Raw genomic sequence first — 26764 nt, forward strand, 5'->3', positions numbered from 1 at the left:
TCACATTATCACACCGCCGCGCCGTAGAGATCATAGGCGTCGGCGCGGTCGATCTTCACCGTCACAATGTCGCCGGCGCGCAGCGGGCGGCGCGAGGAGATGTGCACCGTTCCGTCGATCTGCGGCGCATCCGCCTTGCTGCGCCCGCGTGCGAGGCCTGTGGCGCCGCCGCCGGGCTCGTCCACCAGAACTTGCAGGCGCTTGCCGATCTTGCGCTTCAGCAGGCGGGCGCTGACCTTCTGCTGGCGCTCCATGAAGCGCTTCCAGCGCTGGTCCTTCACCTCGGGCGCGATGGCGTCGAGCGGCAGATCATTGGCCGGCGCGCCGGCCACGGGCTCGTAGCGGAAGGCGCCGGCGCGGTCGATCTCCGCCTCCTCCAGCCAATCGAGCAGATAGGCGAAATCCTCCTCGCTCTCGCCGGGGAAGCCGACGATGAAGGTGGAGCGCAGCGCGAGGTCGGGGCAGATGCGTCGCCACGCCTTAATCCGCTCCAGCGTCTTCTCCTCATTGGCGGGGCGCTTCATCGCCTTCAGCACGGAAGGGGCGGCGTGCTGAAAGGGAATGTCGAGATAGGGCAGAATCTTGCCCTCCGCCATCAGCTCGACGACCTCGTCCACATGCGGATAGGGATAGACATAATGCAGCCGCACCCAGGCCCCGAGCGAGCCCAGCTCCTTTGCGAGATCGAGGAAGCGCGCGCGCACGCTGCGGTCGCCCCATTGGCTCTCGGAATAGCGCAGGTCGCGGCCATAGGCGCTGGTGTCCTGCGAGATGACGAGCAGCTCCTTGACGCCGGCCTTCACCAGCCGCTCGGCCTCGCGCAGCACCTCGCCCGCGGGCCGCGAGGCCAGCGAGCCGCGCAAATGCGGAATGATGCAGAAGGAGCAGCTATTGTCGCAGCCTTCCGAGATTTTGAGATAGGCGTAATGGCGCGGCGTGAGCTTGACGCCCTGCTCGGGCACGAGATCGAGAAAAGGATCATGGCTCGGCGCGGCGGCGGCGTGGACGGCCTCGACCACGCTCTCATAGGCCTGCGGGCCGGTGATGGCGAGGACATCGGGGAAGCGTTCGGCGATCGCCTGCGGCTCGGCCCCCATGCAGCCGGTGACGACCACCTTGCCGTTCTCTTTCAGCGCCGCGCCGATCGCCTCCAGCGACTCGGCCTTGGCGCTGTCCAGAAAGCCGCAGGTGTTCACCACCACGACATCGGCCCCGGCGTGGGTGCGCGAAAGCTCATAGCCTTCGGCGCGCAGGCGGGTGAGGATGCGCTCGCTGTCGACGAGCGCCTTGGGGCAGCCGAGGGAGACGAAGGAGACGCGCGGCGCCTCCTTGGCGGGCGCGGGCGGGTCGGCGGGGACGTTCTGCATGGGCGGAAGGCTTGCCATGACGCGCGCGCCGTGGCAATCGCCCCCGGCTCGGATCGAAAGATGAGCTCGCAACGAGAGCTCGGCCAACTCGAGCTGGTCCAAACTCGAGCTGGTCGAACTCGAGCTGGTCCTGGGGATTAACGAATTTTAAGGTTCGCGTCTCGCCGATCCCTGCTAGGCATGAGGTTTCCACGGCGGCGCACGCACGCCGGGTAAGAAGGAAGAGGCTGCACGCCGTTGCTCAGAACCGTCATTCTCGGAACCGGATCCTACGCCCCCGCGAAGGTTCTGACTAACGCCGACCTCGAGAAAATGGTCGCGACCAATGGCGCCTGGATCGTCAGCCGCACCGGGATCGAGGAGCGCCGCATCGCCGCGCCGGGCGAATCCACCTCCGACATGGCCGCCGCCGCGGCGAAAAACGCGCTGGAGCTGGCCGGCGTCGATCCGCGCGAGCTGGACCTCATCATCGTCGCGACCGTCACCGGCGACGCCCAGACGCCCGCCTGCGCCGCCTTTCTGCAGGCCAAGATCGGCGCCGAGAACGCTTTCGCCTTCGATGTCTCGGCCGCCTGCGCCGGCTCGCTCTACGCCCTCTCCATCGCCGATCAGTTCATCAAGACCGGCAAGGTCCGCCGCGCGCTGGTCGTCGGGGCGGAGACTTTGAGCCGCGTCGTCGATTGGACCAATCGCGAGACCTGCGTGCTGTTCGGCGACGCCGCCGGGGCCATGGTGCTCGGCCCGGGCGAGGAGGAAGGGCGCGGCCTGCTCTCCACCAGCCTGCGCACCGATGGAACATTGACCAGCATTCTCGGCATCCCGCGCCCCTATGATCCGCGCCAGGACGGGCCGACGCCCGGCGAGGCGCATAAGATCAAGATGCGCGGCCGCGAGGTCTATAAGGTCGCGCTGCGCCTATTGCCGGAGGTCGTTACCGAGGCGCTGGCCATGGCCGGCCTCGAGGCCAAGGACGTCGATCATGTGATCGCGCATCAGGCCAACGCCCGCATCATAGAGGCGTCGCTGGCGCAGCTCGGCGTGCCGCTCGAGAAATGCTGGATGAATATTTCCCGCTTCGGCAACACATCGAGCGCGTCGATGCCGATCACGCTGGACGAGGCCAATCGCGCCGGCCGGCTGAAGAAAGGCGATGTGATCGCCATGATGGCGATCGGCGCCGGAATGACCTGGGGCGGCGCCGTTCTGCGCTGGTGAGGCGCTTTCAGTAGAGGCCGGGAATGAGCCGCGCCGTGCGCGCGCGATAGGCGTCATAGACGGCGCCGAAGTGAGAAGCGAGCAGCGCCTCCTCGGATGTCATGCGGGCGACCAGCGGCGGAATCGCCGCCGCCGCCAGCGCGAGGCCGATGAGCGAGCGAAAGGCCAGCGCCCAGCCGACGAGGCCGATGAGAAGGCCGAGATAGCTCGGATTGCGGATATGGGCGTAGAGCCCGGTCGTCACCAGCTCATGGCCCGGCTGAATGGCGACGAGGCCGCTGAAGCGCCGTCCGAGCACGAACACCGGCCACAGACGCAGCACGCCGCCTATGGCGTAGAGAATGACGCCGATCCAGCGTAGCGTCTCGCCGCCGATCGTCAGACTATCGAGGCGATCCGCATAGGCGGGCAGAAAAGCGTCGAGCAGGCCGATGACGGCGAAGGCGGCGATGACCCAGCGATTGCCGCGATCCTCGCGCATGCCGGCGCCGAGATGGCCTTGCGAAAAAGCGGCGGCGACGGCGAGCGCCAGAGTGACGAGCGCCAGCGCCGCGAGCGGCGGCTTTTCGAGAAAGGCAGATACGCCGCCCGCGCCCAGCGCCGCGAGCCCGAGATAGGCGAGAGTGAAGACAATGGCGAGCGCGCCTGTCGCGAGCCTCTTCATCGGCGATCCTCCAGCGCCTGCAGCGCGGCGCGGCGGCCGGAGCCGATCGCGCTCTCGATCGAGGGGACGCCTTCGACATGCTGGCCCGCGAAAGCGATCGGCCCCAGCGGCGCGCAGGCGATGCGTCGCGGCGCCTGCGCACGGTCGAGCCTGCCGCTCGCGTCGCGCGTCGCGCCGAAGAGAAAGCCCGGCGGCGGCCGCAACATGCTGTGCCCCCAGCGATAGAGAAACAGCGCGCTCACATCGCGATCGAAATCGAAATCCGCGCCGCGCATCAGCCGTGACAGATCGCTGCGGATCGACTCCTCGTAATCGGAGAAGGGCGTATGCATCAGCTTTATGCGCGCTTCGGCGAGAGCGTCGAGCGGCGCGTCGCAGCCGCCATAGAAGGTGAGAATCGTTTGCCGCTCGGGGTCGGCGCGCTTGCCGCTCATCCAATCGGCGACGATGTAATTGACGAAATGCCGGCCGCCCCACCAGCTCTGACTGTAACCGAGCCCGAGCTGCGATAGGGGCGCGGCGCGGCGCAGCGCGACATTGGCGGTGACGAGTGGCGCCGCATGGAATTGCGCCCAGGCCGCTTTGCGCGCGGCGTCGGAAAGATGCGCGACGAGATGGCGCGCGCTCTGCGCCGGCGCGGCGAGGATGATCCGCTCGCCGAAGATGCGATGAAAGCGGTCATTTTGGAAATAGACGACGTTCGCGCCCCGCGCGGTCGTCTCGATCCGCAGCGCCGTGGCGTTGGTTTCGAAGCGCGGCGGCGTCTCGCTCTGCGTCAGCCGGCGCAGCGTGCGGCGCGCGATTTCCGACGTTCCGCCCGGATAGGTGAAGACCGAGCCGCGGGTCAGCTCGCTCGATAGGAAAGCGATGGCGCTGTGAGCGTTCACCTGCTCGGCCGTTCCGCCGAAAGCGCTCAGCGTGTAGGCGGTGAAGAAGCGCGAGACGATCGCGTCGCAGCCGAGCGTCGCCTCGAGATGCTGCGCGAGGCTGACGCTCGAGAGATCGTCGAGCGCCGGATCGCTCTCATCGGCCGGATCGGCGAGGCCTTTTTCGCCGAGCGCGCGGATCGCCGCGAAAGCGCGGGCGAAGTCTTCGCGAAGGCGCGCGTCATAGGGAAGATGCGCGGCGCCGCGCTCGAATGTGTCTATGTTCCAGCCGCGCGCGCCGGCGCCGAGGCCGGGCGCGAATTCGTCGAAATAAAAGCTGCTCTCCGGGCCGGGGACGCTCTGCGCCAGCCAATCGACGTCGATCGCGCGATAGAATTGCGCGAGCCAATCGGCGGAAGGCGCGGTTCCATAGGCGCCGGCGGTGGAGGCGGGGCCGGGGAGAGGCGGGGCGTCGTCGCGGCCGGCGTTGCCGCCGAGGACAGGCGCCGCCTCGAGGATCAGCAGGCGCGCCCGCGGGCGTTCGCGCAGCAGATGATGCGCCGCGGATAGGCCAGAAACGCCGCCGCCAATGACGATGACGTCGAAGCTTCCGCCCGCGTCCACGAGCGGGATTTCGCCGGAGAGATCGTCGCAGCCGGGGGCGAGCGAGACGAAATCTTTCTCGAATGTCAGCCGACCGTCGCGCAGCCAATGGGAGACGGTGAAGGTCGCCGGCAGATTGCCGCCGCGCCGCACGCGCGGATCGAGGCCAATCGGCCCATCGCAGCTCCCGCCCGTGACGGCTCGGGCGGGAGAGCTGAGCGAGAGGGCGCCGCCCGCGGCGATCAGCAGACCATTGAGAAAATCGCGTCGCGCTATGCCGTCGGGGAAGGGCGCTCGAGCCATTGGTCTCGCTCCTCCCGCGCCGGCGGCGGCGTCAGCGGCCGCCGGGCGTGAACATCATGCGCAAGCGCCCGCGATGGCCCCGCTCGCTCCAAGCGCTGGAGCGCTTGGCGCTATGCGGGACCTGCTCCTCCGGCGCGAAGGAGAGCGCGGAATGGGCGTTGCGCGCATGGGCCGCCGGGCCGAAGGAGGCGAGGCAGCGATTATAGGCGTCCGCCGCCTGTATCTGCTCGCAATCGCCTATGTTGCGCGGTTCGGCCGCCGCCGCGCCAGCGGCGACGCAAGAACCGGCGAGGCAAGCAATAAAGACGAAGCGAATCATGCGAAGCATCGTCAACCTCTGAGTTGGGCGCCCGTTTTCTTGCCCGCCTCTGTGACAATTTTGTGGGCGAGCGCCTCGAGATCGGCGTCGGTGAGCGTTTTGTCGCGGGGCTGCAGCCGCACGGCGACGCCGACCGATTTCTTGCCCTCCGGCACGCCTTGCCCTTCGTAGATGTCGAAAATCGCGACATCGACGATGAGCGTGCGATCGGCGCCCTGCACGGCGCGGATGAGATCGCCGGCCGGCTGGGCGCGGTCCAGCAGAAAGGCGAAGTCGCGCGAGACCGGCTGGAGGTCGGAGAGCTCCAATTTCGGCTTGGCCTTGGTGGGCTTGGCCTTGGGCGCCGGCAGCGCGTCGAGAATAATCTCGAATGCGGCGATCGGCCCCTCGACGTCGAGCGCCTGCAACACGCGCGGATGCAATTCGCCGAAATGGCCGATGACCGCCTTGGGGCCGAATTGCAGCGTTCCCGAACGGCCCGGATGGAGCCAGTCCGGGCCGCCGGCGACGATCTGCAAGCCGCCGGTGGCGACGCCGAGCGTCTGCAGCAGCGCGAGCGCGTCCGCCTTCACGTCGAAGACGCCGACCGCGCGCTCCTTGCCCGACCAATGGCGGCCGGCGCCGGCCGGCAGAGCGAAGCCGCGGCGCAGGCCCGTGGCGGCGATCTTCTGGCCCTTCTCGTCCTCGCTCTGGAAGATCTGACCGACCTCGAACAGCGCGACATCGGGAAAGCCGCGCGCGGCGTTGCGGCCGGCGGCGGTGACGAGACCGGGCAGCAGGCTCGGACGCATGTCGGAAAGCTCGGCGGCGATGGGATTGGCGAGCGCGAGGCGATGATTGTCGCCGCTGCCGAAAGCCTGCGCCAGCTCCTTGGAGACGAAGGACCAGGTGACGGCCTCCACAAGCCCGCGCGCCGCCAGAGCGCGCCGCGCCGCGCGCTGGCGCTTTTGCAGCAGAGTGAGAACCGGCTCGGTTACGCCGGCGTTGCGCGGCAGCGGCGCGGCGGCGATGGTGTCGAAGCCGGCGATGCGGGCGATCTCCTCGACGAGATCGGCCTTGCCTTCAATGTCCGGGCGCCAGCTGGGGACGCTGACCAGCGCCTCCTCGCCTGCCGCCTCGACCGTGAAGCCGAGGCGCGTGAGAATGGCGGTCGATTCCTCTTTCGAGACGTCGAGGCCGGTGAGGCGCTTCGTCTCGCTCCAGGGGAAGCGCAGCTTGCGCGTCGGCGTTTCCGCCGAGCCGCAGATGGCGACCTCCGAAGCCTCGCCGCCGCAGAATTCCAGCACCAGCTTCGTCGCCAGCTCGAGGCCGGGCAGAGCGAAGGCCGGATCGACGCCGCGCTCGAAACGATAGCGGGCGTCGGTGGAAATGCCGAGCTTGCGGCCGGTGTGCGCGATATTGGCCGGATCCCACAGCGCGGTCTCGATCAGCACGTCCGTCGTTTCGTCGGAGCAGCCGGAATGCTCGCCGCCCATGACGCCGGCGAGAGATTCGGGGCCTTTGTCATCGGCGATGACGACCATGTCGGAATCGAGCTTATAGGTCTTGCCGTCGAGCGCGAGCAGTTCCTCGCCGTCGCGGGCGCGGCGCACCACGAGATCGCCCGCCACTTTCTTTGCGTCGAAGACATGCAGCGGACGCGCGCGGTCGAAGGTCAGATAATTGGTGATGTCGACGAGGGCATTGATCGGGCGCAGGCCGATGGCGCGCAGGCGATCCTGCAGCCAGGCCGGGCTCGGCCCATTCTTGACGCCGCGCACGAGACGCAGCGCGAAGAGCGGCGCGAGATGCTTGTCCTCCTCAGTGAAATCGAGCGCGACGCGCTGCGACATGGCGAAGGCGCTTTCGACCGTCTCGACGGCTGGCGTCTTCAGCGTTCCGAGGCCCGCCGCGGCGAGATCGCGCGCAATGCCGTAAATGCCGGCGGCATCGGAGCGGTTGGGCGTCAGATTGATCTCTATGACCGGATCGTCGAGCCCGGCCCATTTCGCGTAGACCGCGCCGATGGGGGCGTCCTCCGGCAGCTCGATGATGCCGTCGTGCTCGTCGGAGAGCTCCAGCTCGGCGGCCGAGCACAACATTCCGAGCGATTCGACGCCGCGAATGACGCCCTTGCCGAGCGTGATCTTCTTGGCGGGAATATAGGTTCCGGGCGCCGAGAAGACGGTCTTCAATCCCGTGCGCGCATTGGGCGCGCCGCAGACCACCTGCACCGGCGCGCCTTCGCCCGTATCGACCATGCAGACGCGCAGGCGATCGGCGTTGGGATGCGGCTTGGCGTCGATCACATGCGCGATGCGGAAGTCCTTCAGCTGCGCGGCGGGATCGTGCAAATGCTCGACCTCGAGGCCGATGCGCGTCAGAGTTTCGACGACCTCCTCGAGCGAGGCGCTCGTCTCGAGATGGTCTTTCAGCCAGGAGAGTGTGAGTTTCATTCTTTTCGTTCTCGAGTCAGCGCGTTTTCGTCAAGAGCTGCACGGCGAGCGCGAGCTTGGTGTCGGTGGGCAATCCATCGATAGACGCGATTGCGCTACGTGCGTCCTGGATCAGATCCTTCACTTCCTGACGGGAATATTTGAACGGTTCGGGAATGTAATCCGCTTCGATCCGCTTATCGTACAGGGTGAGAAAGGCGAAAGCGATCGCTTCGAGCTGCGCCGCCAACACTGTGGATTTGCGCGCCTCTCTGAACAATTTGCGCGCCGCATTGTGATCCAGCGAGCGATAGATCGGCGTATAGACGTCCCAGGGCTTCGAGGCGCCGATGAGCTGATCGGCGCAAAGCTTCGCGAGCGCGTGAAACACGGCGTAATAGGCCGTCGCGACGGCTCGCCGCAGCGACGCTTGCTTCGGGCGACCTGCCTCGCGTCCGGCGAGCTCATCGGCGAGGCCCAGGAGATCGTCGATCACGAATGACTCCGCTCGGGGCGCGGCGGGCTTTCGCGCGAAGCTTCGTCCTCGGGCAGTTCTTCTCCGAGCCGTCTCATGCGGAAATATGGAAACCTTTCTTCTCCTTCGGCGAGGAGCGCGCGGCCGAGCGCGGCATGCGCATCGAAAAAGGTCGTCGGCTCGAGCGGCGGAGCGCCGGCGCCCAGAACCGCGTCCACATAAACCGCGGGCTCGTCGCTGTGATCGAATCCAGAGCGCACCTCGGCCCGCTGATAGCCGAACTTGCCGAGCTCCCGTCGCAATACGCGATCTGCGACGATCTGAATGTCCGCATTGTTCATTGCGTCACTCCGAGAGAAGCCTCACCCGCTCAACCCGCCCGCCAGCGTCGGGAAATCCAGCGGCCTGAATCCATAATGCGTCAGCCAGCGCGCATCGGCCTCGAAGAAGGCGCGGAGATCCGACATGCCGTATTTCAGCATGGCGAGACGGTCTATGCCGACGCCGAAGGCGAAGCCCTGATATTTGTCGGGGTCCAGCCCGCAATTGCGCAGCACATTGGGATGCACCATGCCGCAGCCCAATATCTCCATCCAATCCTCGCCCTCGCCGAAGCGAATGTCGCCGTCCTTGCGGCGGCATTGGACATCCACTTCCGCGGAAGGCTCGGTGAAGGGGAAGAAGGAGGGGCGAAAGCGCATCTTCACCGATTTCACCTCGAAGAAGGCCTTCAGAAACTCCTCCAGCACCCATTTCAAATGGCCCATATGGGTCGTCTCGTCGATGACGAGCCCCTCGACCTGATGGAACATGGGCGTATGCGTCTGGTCGCTGTCGCAGCGATAGGTGCGGCCGGGGCAGATCACGCGGATCGGCGGCGCCTTGGTCAGCATGGTGCGCACCTGCACCGGGCTCGTATGCGTGCGCAGCAGCTTACGCTTGCCGTCGGCGCCCGGCGGAAAGAAGAAAGTGTCGTGCATCTCGCGCGCGGGATGCCCCTCGGGGAAGTTCAGCTTGGTGAAATTATAATCGTCGCTCTCTATGTCCGGCCCTTCGGCGATGGAGAAGCCCATATCGGCGAAGATCGCCGTCAGCTCGTCCATCACCTGTGAGATCGGATGAATGCGTCCCAGCTCCTGGCCGCTCTCCTGCACCGGCAGCGTCACATCCACCGTCTCGGCGGAGAGGCGCTTCTCCAGCGCTTGCTGCTGCAGAATGTCGCGACGCGCGGCGAGCGCCTCTTGGGCCTTGTCCTTCAGCGCATTGATCTTGGCGCCTTCGGTCTTGCGGTCGTCCGGCGACATTTTGCCGAGCGTCGCCAGCAGCGCCGAAATGCTTCCCTTTTTGCCGAGAGCGCCGACGCGCACGGCCTCGAGCGCGGCCTCATCGGCCGCCGCCGCTATCGCCGCCAGAGTCTCGGTCTCCAGTTCCGCTATGTTCGTCATCGTCCCGCCACGGCTTTTTTGAGATTCCGGGGCGGTTTGTGCCACGCTCGGCAGGCGATGTCGAGAACGCGGGCGCAAGGCAAGCGCGCCGAGGAAGCGCTCGCGAGGGTTGCGGAGAACTTAAACTCAGCTATCATGTTTTTGCCACATTTTGTGCCGGGTGGCGGCCGGCGCGAATTCGGTTCTATCCGGGGCGGGGTTTTCCCGACCGAAAAAAGTTCGATCGTGTCGGGCGCGTCGTGGCGACGCATGAAGTCATGTCGCGTGGGAGTTGCCGATGACCTTTCGTTTCCGAGCCGCCGCGGCGACCGTCGTCGTTGTCTCTAGCTTGCTTGTCGCTTCCCTATCGGGCTGTTCTGACCGGACGCTGACGTCCCGTTCCATCGCCGATTTTCCGCCGCCGACCACAGCGATCCCTGGGCTCTATTATTACCTTCCTCGCGGTTTCATCCCGATCTCGATAAAGCCGTTGAAAGACAATCCCGGCATGCTCGAGATCACCCAGAGCTCCACGCAATATTTCCCTGATCGTCGCGCCAAATACGTCTTGGAACGGCACGAGAGCGAATTTTCCGATGATACGTTCAGCATCGCGGTCGATGAGACGGGCCTGCTGACCGGGGTGAACTCGGACGTGACGGATCGCACGCCGGACATCGTGAAGAAGGTCGTCGAAATCGCCGCCAACGCTGCAGCGGCGGGTGTTACGCCGTTCATGAGGGGCGCATCGACGGCCCCGACGACAACTTGCCGAGTCGATGTGCTGATCGATCCTTTCAGCTGGGCGTCGCGCAACGCGGCGGTCGCCGCTCTGAATAAATGTGGCGTGAACTTGCAAATCTCCTATCCGACGGAGGGCGATGGGCCATTGCCGGCGCGGCGAGGAAAGGCTTCGACCGCGGCGCTGGATACTACGGTCGATGCGCGGGCATCGGAAGAGGCGGAAAAATGCGCGGGCAGCATTTGCTTTCGACCGATCGTCCCGGTCTCTATTCGATTGACCCGCGGCTCGGACACCGACACGACATTCCTGGCCGTCGTGCCCGACATTCGGACGGTGATGGCTTACGACATGACCCGCGGGCCATGCATAGAGCGCGTGAATACATTGACATTCTCACACGGACTCGTGACGAAGGCCGAGCTGAAAAAGCCGAGCGAAGTGCTGAGCTGCCTCGAGATTCCACTGGCGATCGCCAAGGCTTTCGCCTCTATCCCGGGCCAGGTGCTGAAAGTGCAAGTGGACCGGTCCAGTCAACAGGCCAGCCTCTTGCAGAACGAGCGCAACGTCATTCTGGCGCAGCAGGCGCTGATGCAGGCGCGGTTGACCGGCCACTGACAAGAGGAAGCGAGGCCGGGCCCGTCGCGCCCGGCCTTCCTTCTCAAATCTTCCAACGCAGCGCCATGCCGGCCTGCCAGTTCTTGGAGAGCTGCGGACCGTTGAGGCTCTGATAGACCGGGATGCCGCCCTCCAGCGCGATGGTGAGCGCGTCCTGGCCGATGAGGGCGCCGGCGATCGTCGCGCCGCCCCACAGCTCCACGCGCTGGCCGCCGTAGAAATTGGGATTGGCCGCCTGCGCCTTGCCGCGGATCATCGGATCGAGGCCGCGAATCTCGCCCTGCGTCGTGGCGTTGACGCGGAAAGTGGTGGTGAGGCCCTTTATCCAGCTATAGCCGGCCCAGCCGTTGAATTCGTGCAGATCGCCATAGAGATAGCCTTCCGGGTTGGCGGCCAGCGGAAAGCGGCCGCGATAGGAGAGGCCCCAGGACCATTTGTCGATATGGCCGGCGTAGACGATTCCGGGCAGCACGTCGAACGTGCCGCTTCCCGGCTGCAGCGCATAGAAGGCGCGGCTGGTGGCGTAGCTGCCGTCCGGCAGCAGCAGGCGGAATGTGTTGTGATCGCTTCCTGTCGGGAAGCTCATGCCGAGATTGAGCTGAATGCGATGAATCGGGTCCTCATAGACGCGATAAATCGTCGAGGCGGTGAAATCGGTGAGGCCGTCGGTTCCCGTATGGCTGATCCCGAGCCTGTTGAGACTCGTCGGCCCTTGAAAGGCCAGCATGTCGAGATTGCGCTCGATCATGCCGCCGGTGACGACGACGGATAGATAATTGGTGATTCCATAGGCGAGCGCCAGCGTTTGCGAGGCGACGGAGACATTCTGCGGCACCAGCCGGAGCTTCAATGTGGGATGGCCGAACCAGGGCGTCGTCGCGACGACTTCCTCCGAAGAAACCTGCCGCGTTCCCTTCAGCGTATGCGAGAGATTGGCGAATTGCGGAATGATGGAGACGACGAGCTTGCCGGCGGCCGGCATATCGGCGCCGAAAACGCCGAGCGGCGCCGGCGGCAGGGGCGCAGGGGCGGCGACATCGGGCGCCGGCGCGGCGACGAGCTTTGCGGGCGCGTCCGCGCCAGCGGCCTCGCCGACGCAGACGCCGAGCAGGGCGGCGGCGATGGCCAAAGTCTTCGCGCTCACGAAGATCGGGCGCGGCGGAGCGCTTCGTTTCATTCTCATCATTTTTATGTCTGCCCCTCGTCGGCGCCGCGCTCCGTCGGGGCGCGACGGACAAAAAAGCCGCCGTCCAACGATCGCGCTTTGGGCGCGACTCGATCGGAACAGCGGCGTTGCTGATTTTGGCCCTTCTTTGGGCCGCGCCGAGGCTCACGCCATGGCGCGAGATTATACGCAATTTGGGCGCCAGACCAGCGCCGCCAGCCACGTCTCGACAATTCAGCGATTTATGAGAAGCGGCCTATCGGCGGAGCGGAAAACGCGCCCGCAAATTGTGCGGCGGGCGCCGAATTGCTGTGCGTTTCTCGACGTTTCGGCGTCGGCGTTCAACCGAGGAGCAGCGCGCGCGCGGCCTCGGCGATCACCGCCTCCTCATTGGTGGGAAGCACGAGCGTCTCGATGCGGCTCGTCGGCGCGCTGATGATTTGCGCATTCGTCGCATTCGCTTCATCGTCCAGAGCGAGGCCGAGAAAGCCGAGATAAGCGCAGATGCGCGCGCGCATGGACGGCGAATTCTCGCCGACGCCGGCCGTGAAGACGAGGCGGTCGAGCCCGTTCAGTGCGCTCGCCAGCGAGCCGATCTCGCGCGCGGCGCGATAGGCGAAGAGCGCCATCGCCTCCTCCGCCGCGGGAGAGCAGCTCGCCTCGAGCGCGCGCAGATCGTCGCTGATCGCGGAGACGCCGAGCAGGCCGGATCGCTCATAGAGCAGCGCATGGACTTGCTCGGGCGAAAAGCCTTCCTGCATCACGAGATGCAGCAGCAGGCCGGGGTCGATGGCGCCGCTGCGCGTGCCCATCATCAGCCCGTCGAGCGCCGTGAAGCCCATTGTGGTGGCGACGCTCTCGAGATCGCGCATGGCGCAGAGGCTGGCGCCATGGCCGAGATGCGCGACGATCGAGCGCCCCTCTGCGCGTTCGAGGCGGCGCAGCTCTTGCGCGATGAACTGATAGGAGAGGCCGTGAAAGCCATAGCGCAGCACGCCGCGCTCGGCGAAGTCGCGCGGCAGCGGAAACAGCTGCGCGAGACGCGGCTGCGTGCGGTGAAAGGCGGTGTCGAAACAGGCGATCTGCGGCAGCTCCGGCGCGCTGTCGAGCAGGCTGCGGATCGGCGCGAGATTATGCGGCTGATGGCTCGGCGCGAGCGGCGAGAGCGCCTCCAGCCGTTGCAATATTTCGGGCGTGACCCGCACGGGACGGTCGAATTCCGCGCCGCCATGTACCACCCTATGCCCCACGGCGGCGAGGGGAAGCTCCGCCAGACGCTCGCCGATCGCCGCGATGAGCCAGCGCGCCGCGCCCTCGTGGTCGATGTCCGGCGCGGGGCCGGGGCCGGCGGCGAGCGCCGCCGCGACCTCGCCTTTGACGGAAAAGCGGGCGGGCTGGTCTTGCTCCTTTATGGCGGTGACGCCGCCGCGGCAAAGAGGCGCGAGCGTCGCCGCGTCATAGAGCGCGAATTTGAGGCTCGACGAGCCGGCGTTGAGCGCCAATAGGACCGCAGAAGCGCCGCTCACGCAGCCTCCACCACGCGATGGGCGAAGAGCTGCGCCAGCGCGCAGGAGACGATGCGGGCGCGCACGCCATCGGCGCGGCTCGTCAGCACGATCGGCGCGCGCGCGCCGAGCACGATGCCGGCGTCCTCGGCGTCGGCGAGATAGACGAGCTGCTTGGCGAGAATATTGCCGGCCTCGAGATCGGGCGCGAGCAGAATATCGGCGTCGCCGGCGACATTGGAGACAATGCCTTTCGCCTTCGCCGCCTCGGGCGAGATGGCGTTGTCGAAGGCGAGCGGACCATCGACGTCGGCGCCTCTGATCTGGCCGCGATCGGCCATTTTGCAGAGCGCCGCCGCCTCTATCGTCGAGGGGATTTTGGCGTCCACCGTCTCCACGGCGGACAGGACGGCGAGCTTGGGCCGCTCTATGCCGAGCGCATGCGCGAGATCGATGGCGTTTTGGGCGATGTCGCGCTTCTCTGCGAGCGTGGGGGCGATGTTGATCGCGGCGTCGGTGACGAGCAGCGGCTTGCAGTAATTGGGCACGTCGAGAACGAAGACATGGCTGACGCGACGCTCTGTGCGCAGCCCCGTTCCCTCGCGCACCACGGCGCCCATCACCTCGTCGGTGTGGAGCGAGCCTTTCATCAGCGCTTCGAGCTCGCCGCGCCGCACCAGCTCGACAGCGGCGTCGGCGGCGGCGTGGCTATGCGGCGCGTCGACGATCTCGACGCCCTCGAGCGAGAGGGCGGCCGCCGCGGCTGCGGCCGCGATCTTGGCGCTCGGCCCGACCAGAACGGGCGTGATGAGGCCCTGGTCGCGCGCGGCGAGCGCGCCTTGCACGGAAACCGCGTCGCAAGGATGCACCACGCCGATGCGAATGGGCCGCATCGCACGGCAGCGCTCTAGCAAGGTCTCGAAATACAAGCCGCAAGGCGAGCCGGAGGCCGCGACATCGCGCCGGAAAAGCATCGGACCTCCTTGCGACCTTCCCCGCTCCCGCGATCAGTCGGCGGGCGCGGCTCCGGCCTCGCTCTCGGCGCGCAGCGCCGCCGTCTCCGCCCGAACGCAGGTGTCGCTCACCCGCTTCTCGGTCGGCTGCAGGCCGATCCAGGCGCCGATCCGCTCGGGATCGAAGCCCGCCTCGCAGCGGCCGCCGACCTTGATGAGCGGCCTGCGGATCAATATCGGATCGATGATCATCATGACCAGCGCCGCTTGCGGCGTGATGGTCTCGATGTCGATCTCGCCGGATTTGACCCGCGGCGCCGCGAGATTGAACCATTCGCGCACCGGCGTCTCGCCGAAATAAGGCCGCAGGCTGGAGACGCTCCAAGGCTCGGCGAGCAGATTGCGCACCTGCAGCGCATGGCCGGAGGAGAGCAGCAGAGCCTTTTGACGCGCATTTCCGGCGCAGCCGGGTTTCTCGTAGAAGATCACGTCGGCCATACGCCACCTCGAAGAGCGACTACCGAAGAAGGAGCTTTGTCTCTTTTATAGCGCATTTTTGTGCGCTGCGGAACGCTTCTGATTCGGCGGGAGCAGAATTTTAACGATTCAGAAACCAAGCGGGCGTGACGCGCCGATGACGGCGCGTCGTTTCATAGGCGCGCCGGGGAGGGCGCGCGTCTTTTGATAGAGAGGGAAGTGAGAAGGCCGCGTCTATTCGGTCGCGCCGAATTTATGCAAATGCGCGCCATGCGTGGAGAGCCAGCCCTCGGCGCGGTCCGTCTCCGCGCAGAGGCGCCGGGTGAGCGCCCAGAAGCGATCCGAATGATCGAGATATTCGAGATGCGCGACCTCATGCGCGGCGAGATAGTCGAGCACGAAAGACGGGGCCAAGATCAGCCGCCAGGAGAAGTTCAGCGAGCCCGACGCCGAGCAGGAGCCCCAGCGGCTCACCGTGTCGCGCAATCCGACGCTGCGCGCCGGCAGGCCGAGCGCGCGCGTATGGCGCTCCACCGCCGCCTCGAGATCGTGGCGCGCCTCGCGTTTCAGAAAATCGACGATGCGGCGATGCACATGCTCCTCGCGGCCGGCGACGCAGAGATCGAAACCGTCGCAGAGCGCCGTGTCGAGAGCAAAGCGCGTCTCCGTCCATACGGTTCCGCGCGCGGCGGGGCGGTGCGCGATGCGGTGGTCGACGCCGCGCAGCGGCACGACGGCGCCGTCGCGAAAGGGAATCGTGTCCGGCAGACGATTGAGCCGCGCGGCGATCCAGGCGGCGTGACGCTCGGTGAACTCGCGCGCCTCACGCAAGGAGGCGCGCGCGGGCATTGTGAGCACGGCGTCGCGCGCAGCAAAGCGCACGCGCAGCGTAAAGCGCCGCGCGCTGCGCAGACGGCGCAGCGAGACGGTGAGCGTCTCGCCCGCATGTGTGAGTGTCAGGGCCGTGGAGCCCGCGGTTTTCGCGAGGCCGTCGCGTCGGAGACGAAGCATGATTCGATGCTAACGCAAACTCGCGCCGAGTCGCGACAGGGAAGTTCGCGACCTACGCAAAAAAATCTCGGCTGTGTCGTTTTTGCGTCTCTGTGTCTTCGCGTCTTCGCGTCGCGCGTCACATATAGCGCTCGAGATCGCGCGCGGCGTCGGCGGGCTTGCGTCCCACATTGAAGGAGCTGACGAAACGTCCGTTCTTGTCCATCAGATAGACGACGGTCGTGTGGTCGACCGCATAGTCCTCGCCGCTCTCCGCCGCCTTCTTCGAATAGATGCGATATTCCTTCAGCATCGGATCGAGCTGCGCGCGCTCGCCGGAGACGCCGACGATGCGCGGATCGAAATTGGAGAGATAGTCCTTGAGCACGGCGGGCGTGTCGCGCTCGGGATCGACGGTGACGAACAGAGCGCCGGCGTTGGCCTTCGGCCCCAGCGCGCGCAGCACCTCGGAAATCTCGAACAGAGTCGTGTGGCAGATGTCCGGGCAATGCGTGTAGCCGAAGAAGACCAGGAAGGGTCGGCCGAGAAAGTCTTTCTCGGTGACAGTCTGGCCGTTGTGCGCGACGAGCTGGAACGGCCCGCCGATGGCGGAGGCGGGCGGCGGCGGCGGCTTGAGGCTGGTGAACGCCACCAATGCGGCGAAGGCGGCGAGAAAGACGCCGCCGATGGCGAAGAGAGGCAGCTTGGGAAGGTCGCGGCCCTTGGCGCGACCCTTTTGCGAACTCTTGGCGTAGCTCTTGGACATGCGTTTCTTCCTGAAGATATGGCGTCGTTTGCTCGTTCGCGCCGCGGCCGAGGCGATCGCGGCGTCGATCATCGGCGGCTCGAAAGAGCGGCCCCGCCGGGCGGCGGCGATCTCGAATGTGTGGCGGCTCGACGCTCCTCTCTGTGCGCGGAACTTAGCCTGCGGAGGGACGTTCGCCAAGCGTCACAGGAGAGCGTCACGGCAAGGCGTCGCATTGGAGCGAGGCCGTCGCCGCGGCGCCGCGTCGCAGCACGCGACAGGAAAACGCCCGCGCCGACGACGGCCGGATATATAATGGCGGCCCAATGATTCTCCCAATGAGCGCAGGCGCGAGAACATGAGCGACGATCCGAACGCCAGCCCCGGAAAAATCCTCGTCGGCGCGAGCGCCGACGGCGTTTATAGTTACCTCACCCTTTCCGTCGGCAATCGCCACGGCCTCATCGCCGGCGCGACCGGCGGGGGCAAGACGGTGACGCTGCAAAAGCTCGCCGAAGGCTTCTCCAATGCGGGGACCGCCGTCTTTCTCGCCGATGTGAAAGGCGATCTCGCCGGCCTGTCGCAGGCGGGCGAGATGCGCCAGGCCTTCGTCGATCGTTCGCTGGAGATCGGCCTCGCCTATGCCGTGGACCGTTTCCCCGTCGTCTTCTGGGACGTGTTCGGCGAGCAGGGGCATCCGGTGCGCGCCACCATTTCCGAAATGGGGCCGCTGCTGCTCGCACGTCTGCTCGAGCTCAATGATGTTCAAGAGGGCGTGCTCAATGTGACGTTCCGCGTCGCCGACGAGCAGGGGCTCTTGCTGCTGGACCTCAAGGATCTGCGCGCCGCGCTCACCTATGTCGCCGACAATGCGGGCTCTTTGAAGACGAAATACGGCAATGTCGCGCCCGCGACCGTCGGCGCCATTCAGCGCCAGCTGCTGGTGCTGGAGACTCAAGGGGCCGAGAAATTCTTCGGCGAGCCGGCGCTCGATATTTCCGATTTTCTGCGCGTCGATCGCGACGGCCGCGGCGTCATCAACATTCTCGCCGCCGACAAGCTGATGCGCTCGCCGCGGCTCTACGCCACATTCCTGCTATGGCTCTTGTCGGAGCTGTTCGAGCAGCTGCCGGAGGTCGGCGATCTCGCGCAGCCCAAGCTCGTCTTCTTCTTCGACGAGGCGCATCTTCTCTTCGACGATGCGCCCAAGGCGCTGCTGACGGCGATCGAGCAAGTGGTGCGGCTCATCCGCTCCAAGGGCGTCGGCGTTTATTTCGTCACGCAAAATCCGCTGGACGTGCCGGACAGCGTGCTCGGCCAGCTCGGCAATCGCGTGCAGCATGCGCTGCGCGCCTTCACCCCGCGCGACCAGAAAGCCGTGCGTGCGGCGGCGGAGACTTTCCGGCAAAATCCCGCCTTCGACACGGCGGAGGCGATCATGCAGCTCTCCGTCGGCGAGGCGCTCGTCTCCATGCTCGACGCCAAGGGCAAGCCGGAGATCGTCGATCGCGTGCTGATCGCGCCGCCCGCCTCGCGCGTCGGGCCGATCACCGCCGAGGAGCGCGCCGCCGTGCTGGCGGAGAGCGCGCTGCGCGGCAAATATGACACGCCGATCGATCGCGAATCCGCCTTCGAAATATTGCAGAAACGCGCCGAGGGCCATTTGAGCGGCGCCGGCGCTGGCCCTGCTCGGCCGGAGGAGCCGACGACGCAGGCGAGCGCCGGCGGCGGCCTCATCGGCACGCTCGGCGGCGTGGTCGGCGGATTGTTCAAGCGCGAGAATCCCAAGCGCATGTCCACCGGCGAGCTCGCCGTGCGCTCGGCCGTGCAATCGGCGGCGCGCTCCATCGGCACGCAGATCGCGAAGGAAGTGCTGCGCGGCGTGCTGGGCGGGATATCGCGCTGACGGACGACGCTCTATGGCGCGATCGACCAGACCGGAAAATCCGCCTTCGCATCTTTCAGATCGATGGTCGGCACGCAATGCTCATTGAGTCGTCCATATATAGAGTCGCATATAATGCTCCGCCCACAGGCCTGGTTGAGAAAGAAATGGCTGCGGCGCGCTTTGCGCGATTATCCGCTCTATGATCCGCCGCACAAGGTGGAGGAGCGGCTGCTCTCGCGGGAGCAGGCGGTCGAGAATTTCGACTATTTCATGCGCGTGCGCCATGAACGCGTCGCTTATTTTCGGGAGTGGCTGCGCCGCTATTTCTGCGTCTCCATCTGGCCGGACGAGAAAGGTGTCAGGGCGCTCAATCGCTGGGGCAATAAATTTGCGGGGCTGCTCGTGCTCGTGGGGCCGGACGGCTATCCGACGGGTTCATACTACACCTACGACCCGCCGTGGACGGGCGAGAACGCCGGCTACAATGTGATCTTCGACATGGGAATCACAATCGGCGAATTCATCATCGGCAATTGCCCGAATCTGCATTGGGATTTCGATCCGATCTCGCCGGTGCTGCCGCGCAGGGCCGAGAAGCTGAAGCAGTCGGCAGGCATGGGTTTCCAGAGGCCGAGGCTGACTGGTTTCGACGATCCGGTTTCGGAAGGCGTGCCTCTGCATAACGCCTATGGGTTTGCGCGGCAAATGCTGAGCAATATGGTCACGGTCGAGGGTTATCGCAGATATAGCGGCCGTCCGCGTGGTATGCGGCGGATGACCCGCAACCAGCTTCTGAGCGGCTTCACGGCGACGCTACGCATCTACCCGTCCGGTGACCTGGGCGGCGAGATTGACGAGTTGCGGCGACATATGGAGCCACAAGAATATTTGAAATTCGTCGACCGGATATCGGTCGAAGAGGAAGACGACGACGATGAGTGACGATAACGCGGCGATATTCACATAAGCCCTTGCGGCCGCTCTTCGCGCGGTTCCCGCCCGCGCATGGCGATCAGCCAATAGATCGTCCCCGTCAAAGCCCCGGCGAGAAAGAACAGCAGCGTGAAGCGTCCCTCGGCCGGGCTCGCCTCGACGAATCGGCCGCTCCCGCGCGCGGCGCGGAGTATCGTCGGCGCGGCGGCGGCGAGCAGGGCCGTCGCCCCGGCGTACCAGGTGTAGGCGCGCGCTCCGGCGATCTCGCCGACGAGCGCCACAATGGCGAGCGGCGCCGCGCAGGCGGCGATCCCCATGGCCCAGAGCAGATAGCCGAAGGCCGCCGCGACATCATCGGGCTCGGCCGAGAACAGCGCCGCAATGGCCAGGGACGAGCCCGCCTCGCGCGTCGTGGGATCGCTGAGCGCGGCGATGGGCAGGAAGATCATGCCCGCGCCGGCGGCGAGCACGAAGGCGAAAGAAACGACGAGAAGGCGACGCAGCATGTGGCTCGATTGCGATCAGGGCTCCAGCACCGAATCCCAATAGAGATAATCGAGCCAGCTCTCGTGGAGATAATTGGGCGGGAACAGCCGCCCATTGCGGTGGAGATCGGCGACGCTCGGCTGAAAGGGCGGCTGCGCCGGCAGCATATGCGCCTCATGCGGCAGCCGGTCGGCCTTGCGCAGATTGCAGGCCGAGCAGGCGGCGACGACATTTTCCCAGGTGGTGGCGCCGCCCTTGGAGCGGGGGATTACGTGATCGAAGGTGAGATCGTCCTGCTGTCCGCAATATTGGCAGGTGAAGCGGTCGCGAAGAAATACGTTGAAACGGGTGAAGGCGGGATGGCGGGCCGGCTTTACATAGGCTTTGAGCGAAACGACAGAGGGCAATCTTATTTCGAAACTCGGACTTTTGACCGTCTTGTCATATTCCGAGACGATGTTGACCCTGTCGAGGAAGACCGCCTTTATCGCGTCCTGCCACCCCCATAGGGACAGAGGATAGTAGCTCAGCGGCCGATAGTCGGCGTTGAGAACCAATGCAGGACAGGCCTGCGGCGAAACATTGGACTGGCGAAAGTGAACGGTCACCTCGGCCCTCTTTCCGCGAATCGTTCGGACGCCTCCAGCCCCCGAGCCGCGGCCATAGTCTATAGGCAGGATGACGCCATTGTGAAGGCTTCTCTCGGCGCCGCGGCGCCGCAGCCGCGCGATTTCGCCCTTAAATATGGTAAATATTTTATTTATCAATGAGTTGAGCAGGGGCTTCGCTTTCGCCTCCCCGTCGCTCCCTCCGATTCTCCGCTTTTTCGCCGCTCTGCGGGCAGGCGGTTTGCAGCTTCCGCCTGGAAAGCCGGCCAAAACGGGGGAGTTGCTCCATTACGGCACGGCGGCAGTATCGGGTTGGAGACGAGGCCGTGTCGAGTATCGCCGATCTTCCCTTTTCGTCGCTCCGCAAGGACGACGCTCGCGTCAAAGCTGGAACCGACAGCGCCGCATTGCGCAGCGGCTGGTCGCGCGCCATGCCGAGCCCCAACGCCGCGCTGATGCGCGCCTCCTTCTCGGTGATCGCGGCGCTGATCGATGTGGCGGTCATTCTCGCCACGGCCATCGCCAGCGAGACGCTGTATCATTATTTCGCCTATGGCTATGACGGCTCGACGCTGCCCAATCTGCGGCTGTGCATGTTCGCGGCGATCCTCTTCGTGCTCTCCAACGTCATGCGGCACGAATATGCGATCAAGAATTATCTGACTCTGGAAGGCCATGGCTGGCGCGGCGCGGTTCTGTGGAGCGTCGCTTTCGTCTGCGCCTTGACCTTCGGCTTTCTCGCCAAGGCGACGGAGGAATCCTCGCGCGGCGCCTTCGTGCTCTTCTATGCGGCGGGCTTTCTCTCCGTCTATTCGGCGCGCGCGGCGCTGGTCGGCGTGGTTCGGCGCAGCGCCGAGCGCGGCGGCGCCTCGGCGCGTCGCGTGTTTCTCGTCGGCTTCGAGAGCGACATAGACGAGTTCATGCGCCGCTATCAGCCCTGGGAGAGCGGCATGAATGTCGTCGCCGCCGTGGCGCTGCGCGACCGCGCCGACGCCATGCAGGACGATCTCGCTCTGGCGCAGGCCTCCGCGCGCATGCTGCTGCCGGACGATGTGTTCATCCTCGCGCCCTGGAGCCGCACCGACGTCATCGACGATTGCGTGGCCGCCTTCCTGCGCGTGCCGGCCTCGCTTCATCTCGGGCCGGAGCGCGTGCTCGACCGTTTCGCCGATGCGCATATCAACAAGATCGGCTCCATCGCCAGCCTCAATCTGAGCGGCCGCCGGCACGATTCGCTCGAGATCATCGCCAAGCGTCTCTTCGATATCGTCTTCTCGGCCGCGGGCCTCATGGCGCTGTCGCCGCTGCTGCTCCTCGTCGCGGCGGCGATCAAGCTCGACAGCAAAGGCCCGGCGCTGTTCTTCCAGCGTCGCCACGGCTTCAATCGAGAGCCCTTCCGCATCGCCAAATTCCGCTCCATGACGACGATGGAGGACGGGCGCGACATCACCCAGGCGACGGCCGGCGACAAGCGCGTGACGCGCGTCGGCCGCTTCATCCGCCGCTACAATATCGACGAGCTGCCGCAGCTCATCAATGTGCTGCGCGGCGAGATGTCGCTGGTCGGCCCGCGCCCGCACGCGCTGGCGCATGACCAGATTTTCGAGCGCAAGATCGCCCTCTATGCGCGCCGCCATAATGTGAAGCCCGGCATCACCGGCTGGGCGCAGGTGAATGGCTTGCGCGGCGAGATCGACTCGCCAGAGAAAATCCGCATGCGCGTCGAGCATGATCTCTATTACATCGACCATTGGTCGCTGCCGCTCGACGTGTGGATCATCTTCATGACGATCTTCTCGCGCAAGGCCTATCGCAACGCGCTGTGATGCGGCCGTCAATGCGAGCGAAGCGAAGCAATCCAGAGCCCGTGATACGGCTTCCGACTGATTGCTTCGGTGCAGCGAATACAATCCCCTCGTCCTGAGGCGCTTTTTGCGGCACGCAAAAAGCCTCGAAGGACGGATCCAGCCCACGCAGCAGCGGCGACCCTTCGAGACGCCCGCTTCGCGGGCTCCTCAGGGCGAGGGATGGATGGTTTATCCGAATGGATCGATCGGAAGTCGTATGAGGCGGCAGAAAAACATATGACGCGGCCGTCCCGGCGCGCGTCAATTCAGTCGATCGCTCGCTCTCCGATGGTTAGGATGTGGGCGCGATCCGACCGTGGAGACGCGCTCAGCGCTGCGGAGCGGGTTTTGGCCACAGGCTGGCGCCGGAGGGGCCGACGCCGGTCTCGAGCAAGAGGACCTCGCCGTCCTTCGCCCAGCCGAAATGAACCGTCTCCGCCGGCACGACGATCGAATCGCCGGGGCCGAGCGCGCGCAGCGATTTCTCGTCGAATTCCCCGCCGACGCCCGCGTAGAAGCGCCCGGAGATCACCGTCACCAGGCGCGCGTCGGGATGCGTATGCGGCAGCGATCGCGCGCCGGCCGCATATTTCACCGAGAGCGCATAGAGCGCCCCCGGCTGCGTCGCCGTGCCGCTGACGGGCGCGGCGGAGACGCCCGAGAAGATCGGCACGGGCGCATATTTCAAGTCGTTCTGCAGCACCGCCGGCGGCGGGCCGTCGGCCAGCGCCGCGTCGGCGCAAAACGCCAGCGCGAGGCCGAGGAGATTTCGCGCGCGCATGAGGCCTCCGTTCAGTGGAAGAGGACGAAGGTCTTCTGCAGCGTGATCGACACGCCCCAGGCGAGCGGTATGCCGACGGCGGCCCAGGCGGCGAAGAGCAGAATGCGCGAGCCGCCATTCTGCGCGGCGGCGGCGCGGCGCGCCTCGGCGGCGGCGGCCTCGGCCGCCTGTCCATCCTCGATATAATCCTCGAAATCGGCGTGCGGCTCTTTCTCTTCCTGCACGACGGCGGCGACGCTGGTCTTCTTCTCCGCGGCGACCTCCTCGTCGGTCATGAACAGCTTCTCGGCGACGGGCCGCACGGCGAGATCGCAGACGAGGCCGAGCACCAGCAGGCCGGCGAGAATATACATGGTCTGATTATAGACCGCGTCGCGCGCGACGCCGTGGTCGAGCTGATAGTCGCGCAGATAATTGACGAGCACCGGGCCGAGCACGCCGGCCGTCGACCATGCGGTGAGCAGGCGGCCGTGGATCGCGCCCACATAATGCGTGCCGAAAATATCCGCGAGATAGGCGGGAATGGTGGCGAAGCCGCCGCCATACATGGAGAGGATCACGCAGAAGAACGCCACGAACAGCACGACATTGCCCTGCTGCGCGGCGAAGGGCGCGGCCGAATAGAGAATAATGCCGAGGATGAAGAAGATGGCGTAGGTCGTCTTGCGGCCGAGCTTGTCGGACCATGTGGCCCAGGCGAGACGCCCGCCGATGTTGCAGAGGCTGAGCAAGCCCGTGAAGCCGGCGGCGATGGCCGCGATCTTCGCCTTTTGCGCGGCGTCGAGGCTGGAGAAGCCGATGTCGAGGCCGATGAGCTTGCCGCCGAACACTTCCTGCAGCATGGGCGAGGCCATGCCCAGCACGCCGATGCCGGCGCTGACATTGAGCGTCAGCACCGCCCACAGCAGCCAGAATTGCGGGGTCTTCCAGGCGACGTTCAAATGGACGTGGCGATTGGTGACCATTTTGTTGCCGGCCGTGGCGGAAGGCTCCCAGCCCTCCGGCTTCCAGCCGTCGCGCGGCACGCGATAGCCGAGCGAGCCGCCGACCATGAAGACGAAATAGATCGCCGCCATGGTGACGAAGGTCTGCCACACGCCCACCGAGCCGGGCGCCGCATAATAGGACATCAGTCTGTCGGCGAGCGGCGCGCCGATCATCGCGCCGCCGCCGAAGCCCATGATCGCCATGCCGGTCGCCATGCCGCGCCGGTCCGGGAACCATTTGATGAGCGTCGAGACCGGCGAAATATAGCCGAGCCCGAGGCCGATGCCGCCGATGACGCCGGAGCCGAGCCACAGCATCCAAATCTGATGCAGATAGACGCCGGCCGCCGAGATCAGCAGGCCGCCGCACCAGCACACCGCCGCGGCGAGGCCCGCCTTGCGCGGACCGGCGGTCTCCAGCCAATGGCCGAAGACGGCCGCCGAGGAGCCGAGGAAGACGAAGAACAGAGTGAAGGTCCAGCCGAGCATGCTGATCTTCCAATCGCAGCTCGTCGTCACGATGCTGGCGAAAAAGCCCATGTCGGCAGGGCAGGCCTTGGGCTCGGCGCCGCCGATGGCGCGCGACAGCGGTAGCCAGAACACGCTGAATCCATAGGCCATGCCGATGCACAAATGCACGGCGAGCGCCGCCGGCGGCACCAGCCAGCGATTGAAGCCGTGCGCTGCGATGGAGCGCTCCCGGCTGAAAAATTGCCGGGACGGCGTTGCGGCTGCTACCGACATCGAATCCTCCAAAAATCGAGCTGCGCTCGCGCCGCGGCGTCGTGAGCGGTTCCCCGAACGCCGCCTTCGCGGCGCCCGCTGACGTTCGACAATGCCGAGCATTGCGGCTTTTTCAACTGTTTCTATCGGAAAATCGCCACAGCGCCGACGATCGATCAATATGTTTTTCTCGTCGCTTTATTTGATTTCTCTATTATGACGCCCATCCGCCGGATTGGACGAGAGCTTTCTATGGGCCGACCGAAATTCCCGCGCGACGCCAATGTTTTTGCGCTTGCGGGCGGCCTTGCGCGTCCATATCCTGTATGCCGATATGTAACTGCCGTATATAGCCATGGCGCGCAAGGACGGCGGCGCGCATTCCGAGGCCTTCGCCATGCGGTTCGGCGTCTTCTCCACTTACGAAAACCCGCAGCAGGATTTCGCGCATTGCTTCGAGACGCAGACGCGCCTCGTGCGCCATGCCGAGGCGCTCGGCTTCGAGGAGGCCTGGGTCGCCGAGCATCATTTCGAGCCGGACGCCGCCTGCCCCTCCATTCTCACGCTTCTCTCCTATCTCGCCGGCGTGACGAGCACGATACGCCTCGGCTCGGCGGCGGTGCTGCTCGCCTTCCGCAATCCCATTCAGGTGGCGGAGGATGTCGCCACCATCGATCTTCTCTCCAAGGGGCGGTTCGATTTCGGCGTGGCGCGCGGCGGGCCGTTCGAATTGCAGAATCGCCATTTCGGCGCCGGCAAGGATTCGACGCGGGAGATGACTCTGGAGGCGCTCGGCCTCGTCAACCGCCTGCTCTATGAGGACAAAGTGACCTTCACCGGCGCGCATTACGAGGCCAATGGCCTCAGCCTCACGCCGCGCCCGCTGCAAAAGCCCATCCCCACCTATCTCGCCACCACCACGCCGGGCGCGATTCGCTACGCCGCGCGCAATGGCCATGGCGTGATGGCCGGCCCGCCTTTCCCCATAGAGCAGATAAAGGAGACCTTGCGCATCTATCGCGAGGCCGCGGGACCGGAGGGCGATCCGCGCTTCACCATGGCGCGCTTTTATTTCGCCGCGCCGCGCCGCGAGCAGGCGCTGGCCGAGGCGGTTCCCTTCCTCTCCCGCTTCGCCGAGCGAATGCGCGGCAATTTCGCCCGCCAGGACGGCGCCGCGCCGGCCTCGCTGACGGAGGAGGGGCTGCTGCAACGCTCGCTGATCGGCGATTTCGACGAGGTGGCGGAAAAGATCGCCGCCTATCGCGAGGAGACCGACGCGCGGGCGATATTGCTGAAGCCGATTTCCCGCGACCCGGAGAAGAACTTGCGCTCGCTGGAGGATTTCGCGCGCCATGTGCGGCCGATGCTGGGCGTGGAGGCGGCGGCGGCGCAGTAGAGGGAGGTGCGCGCGCTATCGGTCGACTCCACTTGTCTTTTTGCGCTTCTTGCTTCGCTTCGAACGATCAAGCGCCTATTTCTTTTTGGATTTCTTTGGGGCTTGAGCCAAGTCTGACGCCGCAATAGTTTTCACGGGAGCCGATGTTCCTTTGGTCGCGAGCTTTTTGCCGGAAATCGAGGCCGGCTTCTTGCTGGTTGTCATCTGGATTCCATCCTTCTGAAATCGAGCCGAACAGATTTGGAACGCGCCTATGTGTCGCGGTCTGCAT

At 65.7% G+C, this 26764-nt stretch carries 25 protein-coding genes; 6 read left to right on the top strand and 19 right to left on the bottom strand.

What is annotated here, in order from left to right:
• Positions 1-8 precede the first annotated feature (8 nt).
• Positions 9-1385 (bottom strand): 30S ribosomal protein S12 methylthiotransferase RimO, encoded by a 1377-nt coding sequence (gene rimO, locus METLW4_RS0101130; protein ID WP_018264359.1) that lies wholly within the window; start codon positions 1383-1385, stop codon positions 9-11.
• A gap of 219 nt (positions 1386-1604) precedes the next feature.
• Between rimO and METLW4_RS0101135 the strand changes: the two genes are divergently transcribed.
• The gene (locus METLW4_RS0101135) at positions 1605-2582 is read left to right on the top strand and encodes a beta-ketoacyl-ACP synthase III (RefSeq protein WP_018264360.1); all 978 of its coding nucleotides are present in this window, start codon (positions 1605-1607) and stop codon (positions 2580-2582) included.
• Positions 2583-2589: 7 nt separating this feature from the next.
• On the opposite strand, the gene METLW4_RS0101140 is transcribed toward METLW4_RS0101135, so the two are convergent.
• From METLW4_RS0101140 to pheS, 7 genes are read right to left on the bottom strand one after another with little or no spacing between them, the layout of a single operon-like run.
• The gene (locus METLW4_RS0101140; protein WP_018264361.1) at positions 2590-3246 is read right to left on the bottom strand and encodes a methyltransferase family protein; all 657 of its coding nucleotides are present in this window, start codon (positions 3244-3246) and stop codon (positions 2590-2592) included.
• Positions 3243-5018, bottom strand: coding sequence for an FAD-dependent oxidoreductase (locus METLW4_RS0101145; protein ID WP_018264362.1), 1776 nt, complete (start codon positions 5016-5018; stop codon positions 3243-3245). The genes METLW4_RS0101140 and METLW4_RS0101145 overlap by 4 nt, the downstream gene beginning before the upstream one ends.
• A gap of 31 nt (positions 5019-5049) precedes the next feature.
• Entirely contained in the window at positions 5050-5346 is a 297-nt protein-coding gene (locus METLW4_RS23600; RefSeq protein ID WP_051079608.1) for a hypothetical protein, read from the bottom strand.
• Between the two features lie 2 nt (positions 5347-5348).
• Positions 5349-7772 carry a phenylalanine--tRNA ligase subunit beta gene (pheT, locus tag METLW4_RS0101155; RefSeq protein WP_018264364.1) on the bottom strand — a complete coding sequence of 808 codons (2424 nt, stop codon included), beginning with the start codon at positions 7770-7772 and terminating at the stop codon, positions 5349-5351.
• Positions 7773-7788: 16 nt separating this feature from the next.
• Positions 7789-8247, bottom strand: a complete 459-nt coding sequence (locus METLW4_RS0101160) for a hypothetical protein (RefSeq protein ID WP_018264365.1) — start codon at positions 8245-8247, stop codon at positions 7789-7791.
• A complete protein-coding gene (locus tag METLW4_RS0101165) occupies positions 8244-8567 on the bottom strand; it encodes a hypothetical protein (protein WP_018264366.1) in 324 nt (107 codons plus the stop codon). Before METLW4_RS0101165 ends, METLW4_RS0101160 begins: the two co-directional genes overlap by 4 nt.
• Before the next feature lie 21 nt (positions 8568-8588).
• Positions 8589-9671 carry a phenylalanine--tRNA ligase subunit alpha gene (pheS, locus tag METLW4_RS0101170; protein WP_018264367.1) on the bottom strand — a complete coding sequence of 361 codons (1083 nt, stop codon included), beginning with the start codon at positions 9669-9671 and terminating at the stop codon, positions 8589-8591.
• A gap of 277 nt (positions 9672-9948) precedes the next feature.
• Here pheS and METLW4_RS0101175 point away from each other — a divergent pair, with 277 nt between their 5' ends.
• Positions 9949-11010, top strand: a complete 1062-nt coding sequence (locus METLW4_RS0101175; RefSeq protein ID WP_157234744.1) for a hypothetical protein — start codon at positions 9949-9951, stop codon at positions 11008-11010.
• A 43-nt stretch (positions 11011-11053) separates the two neighbouring features.
• On the opposite strand, the gene METLW4_RS0101180 is transcribed toward METLW4_RS0101175, so the two are convergent.
• The 6 genes from METLW4_RS0101180 to METLW4_RS0101205 all read right to left on the bottom strand — a co-directional run bounded on the left by METLW4_RS0101180 (position 11054) and on the right by METLW4_RS0101205 (position 16866).
• Entirely contained in the window at positions 11054-12187 is a 1134-nt protein-coding gene (locus METLW4_RS0101180) for a hypothetical protein (RefSeq protein WP_018264369.1), read from the bottom strand.
• Positions 12188-12516: 329 nt separating this feature from the next.
• Positions 12517-13701, bottom strand: coding sequence for an acetate/propionate family kinase (locus METLW4_RS0101185; RefSeq protein ID WP_043331616.1), 1185 nt, complete (start codon positions 13699-13701; stop codon positions 12517-12519).
• Positions 13698-14654, bottom strand: coding sequence for a bifunctional enoyl-CoA hydratase/phosphate acetyltransferase (locus tag METLW4_RS0101190; RefSeq protein ID WP_018264371.1), 957 nt, complete (start codon positions 14652-14654; stop codon positions 13698-13700). Before METLW4_RS0101190 ends, METLW4_RS0101185 begins: the two co-directional genes overlap by 4 nt.
• Before the next feature lie 33 nt (positions 14655-14687).
• Positions 14688-15131 carry an ArsC/Spx/MgsR family protein gene (locus METLW4_RS0101195; protein WP_018264372.1) on the bottom strand — a complete coding sequence of 148 codons (444 nt, stop codon included), beginning with the start codon at positions 15129-15131 and terminating at the stop codon, positions 14688-14690.
• Between the two features lie 213 nt (positions 15132-15344).
• A complete protein-coding gene (locus tag METLW4_RS0101200) occupies positions 15345-16121 on the bottom strand; it encodes a M48 family metallopeptidase (RefSeq protein ID WP_018264373.1) in 777 nt (258 codons plus the stop codon).
• Positions 16122-16239: 118 nt separating this feature from the next.
• Positions 16240-16866 (bottom strand): SCO family protein, encoded by a 627-nt coding sequence (locus tag METLW4_RS0101205; RefSeq protein WP_026191153.1) that lies wholly within the window; start codon positions 16864-16866, stop codon positions 16240-16242.
• Positions 16867-17203: 337 nt separating this feature from the next.
• Here METLW4_RS0101205 and METLW4_RS0101210 point away from each other — a divergent pair, with 337 nt between their 5' ends.
• Entirely contained in the window at positions 17204-18751 is a 1548-nt protein-coding gene (locus tag METLW4_RS0101210) for a helicase HerA-like domain-containing protein (RefSeq protein WP_018264375.1), read from the top strand.
• A gap of 114 nt (positions 18752-18865) precedes the next feature.
• Positions 18866-19675, top strand: coding sequence for a hypothetical protein (locus METLW4_RS0101215; RefSeq protein ID WP_157234746.1), 810 nt, complete (start codon positions 18866-18868; stop codon positions 19673-19675).
• Between the two features lie 17 nt (positions 19676-19692).
• Here METLW4_RS0101215 and METLW4_RS0101220 read toward each other — a convergent pair whose 3' ends face one another.
• Complete coding sequence (locus METLW4_RS0101220; protein ID WP_018264377.1) at positions 19693-20172, bottom strand: hypothetical protein; 480 nt, start codon at positions 20170-20172, stop codon at positions 19693-19695.
• A gap of 15 nt (positions 20173-20187) precedes the next feature.
• Entirely contained in the window at positions 20188-20760 is a 573-nt protein-coding gene (locus tag METLW4_RS0101225) for an HNH endonuclease (RefSeq protein WP_026191154.1), read from the bottom strand.
• Between the two features lie 326 nt (positions 20761-21086).
• On the opposite strand from METLW4_RS0101225, the gene METLW4_RS0101230 reads away from it, so the two are divergent.
• Entirely contained in the window at positions 21087-22586 is a 1500-nt protein-coding gene (locus METLW4_RS0101230) for an exopolysaccharide biosynthesis polyprenyl glycosylphosphotransferase (RefSeq protein ID WP_018264379.1), read from the top strand.
• A 349-nt stretch (positions 22587-22935) separates the two neighbouring features.
• Here METLW4_RS0101230 and METLW4_RS0101235 read toward each other — a convergent pair whose 3' ends face one another.
• Positions 22936-23388 carry a cupin domain-containing protein gene (locus tag METLW4_RS0101235; protein ID WP_018264380.1) on the bottom strand — a complete coding sequence of 151 codons (453 nt, stop codon included), beginning with the start codon at positions 23386-23388 and terminating at the stop codon, positions 22936-22938.
• An 11-nt stretch (positions 23389-23399) separates the two neighbouring features.
• Positions 23400-25118, bottom strand: a complete 1719-nt coding sequence (locus METLW4_RS0101240; RefSeq protein WP_026191155.1) for an OFA family MFS transporter — start codon at positions 25116-25118, stop codon at positions 23400-23402.
• Between the two features lie 334 nt (positions 25119-25452).
• Here METLW4_RS0101240 and METLW4_RS0101245 point away from each other — a divergent pair, with 334 nt between their 5' ends.
• Positions 25453-26493 carry an LLM class flavin-dependent oxidoreductase gene (locus tag METLW4_RS0101245; protein WP_018264382.1) on the top strand — a complete coding sequence of 347 codons (1041 nt, stop codon included), beginning with the start codon at positions 25453-25455 and terminating at the stop codon, positions 26491-26493.
• A gap of 67 nt (positions 26494-26560) precedes the next feature.
• Here METLW4_RS0101245 and METLW4_RS27510 read toward each other — a convergent pair whose 3' ends face one another.
• Positions 26561-26764, bottom strand: coding sequence for a hypothetical protein (locus tag METLW4_RS27510; RefSeq protein WP_157234748.1), 204 nt, complete (start codon positions 26762-26764; stop codon positions 26561-26563).

Origin of the sequence: Methylosinus sp. LW4 (assembly GCF_000379125.1) — a bacterium.
Lineage (GTDB): Bacteria > Pseudomonadota > Alphaproteobacteria > Rhizobiales > Beijerinckiaceae > Methylosinus.

Bases quoted from the DNA above. Each gene is read 5' to 3' on its own strand.
- rimO (WP_018264359.1), bottom strand. From the start codon at position 1,385: ATGGCAAGCCTTCCGCCCATGCAGAACGTCCCCGCCGACCCGCCCGCG.
- METLW4_RS0101140 (WP_018264361.1), bottom strand. From the start codon at position 3,246: ATGAAGAGGCTCGCGACAGGCGCGCTCGCCATTGTCTTCACTCTCGCC.
- METLW4_RS0101145 (WP_018264362.1), bottom strand. From the start codon at position 5,018: ATGGCTCGAGCGCCCTTCCCCGACGGCATAGCGCGACGCGATTTTCTC.
- METLW4_RS23600 (WP_051079608.1), bottom strand. From the start codon at position 5,346: ATGCTTCGCATGATTCGCTTCGTCTTTATTGCTTGCCTCGCCGGTTCT.
- pheT (WP_018264364.1), bottom strand. From the start codon at position 7,772: ATGAAACTCACACTCTCCTGGCTGAAAGACCATCTCGAGACGAGCGCC.
- METLW4_RS0101165 (WP_018264366.1), bottom strand. From the start codon at position 8,567: ATGAACAATGCGGACATTCAGATCGTCGCAGATCGCGTATTGCGACGG.
- pheS (WP_018264367.1), bottom strand. From the start codon at position 9,671: ATGACGAACATAGCGGAACTGGAGACCGAGACTCTGGCGGCGATAGCG.
- METLW4_RS0101175 (WP_157234744.1), top strand. From the start codon at position 9,949: ATGACCTTTCGTTTCCGAGCCGCCGCGGCGACCGTCGTCGTTGTCTCT.
- METLW4_RS0101180 (WP_018264369.1), bottom strand. From the start codon at position 12,187: ATGAAACGAAGCGCTCCGCCGCGCCCGATCTTCGTGAGCGCGAAGACT.
- METLW4_RS0101190 (WP_018264371.1), bottom strand. From the start codon at position 14,654: ATGCTTTTCCGGCGCGATGTCGCGGCCTCCGGCTCGCCTTGCGGCTTG.
- METLW4_RS0101195 (WP_018264372.1), bottom strand. From the start codon at position 15,131: ATGGCCGACGTGATCTTCTACGAGAAACCCGGCTGCGCCGGAAATGCG.
- METLW4_RS0101200 (WP_018264373.1), bottom strand. From the start codon at position 16,121: ATGCTTCGTCTCCGACGCGACGGCCTCGCGAAAACCGCGGGCTCCACG.
- METLW4_RS0101205 (WP_026191153.1), bottom strand. From the start codon at position 16,866: ATGTCCAAGAGCTACGCCAAGAGTTCGCAAAAGGGTCGCGCCAAGGGC.
- METLW4_RS0101210 (WP_018264375.1), top strand. From the start codon at position 17,204: ATGAGCGACGATCCGAACGCCAGCCCCGGAAAAATCCTCGTCGGCGCG.
- METLW4_RS0101215 (WP_157234746.1), top strand. From the start codon at position 18,866: ATGCTCCGCCCACAGGCCTGGTTGAGAAAGAAATGGCTGCGGCGCGCT.
- METLW4_RS0101220 (WP_018264377.1), bottom strand. From the start codon at position 20,172: ATGCTGCGTCGCCTTCTCGTCGTTTCTTTCGCCTTCGTGCTCGCCGCC.
- METLW4_RS0101235 (WP_018264380.1), bottom strand. From the start codon at position 23,388: ATGCGCGCGCGAAATCTCCTCGGCCTCGCGCTGGCGTTTTGCGCCGAC.
- METLW4_RS0101240 (WP_026191155.1), bottom strand. From the start codon at position 25,118: ATGTCGGTAGCAGCCGCAACGCCGTCCCGGCAATTTTTCAGCCGGGAG.
- METLW4_RS0101245 (WP_018264382.1), top strand. From the start codon at position 25,453: ATGGCGCGCAAGGACGGCGGCGCGCATTCCGAGGCCTTCGCCATGCGG.
- METLW4_RS27510 (WP_157234748.1), bottom strand. From the start codon at position 26,764: ATGCAGACCGCGACACATAGGCGCGTTCCAAATCTGTTCGGCTCGATT.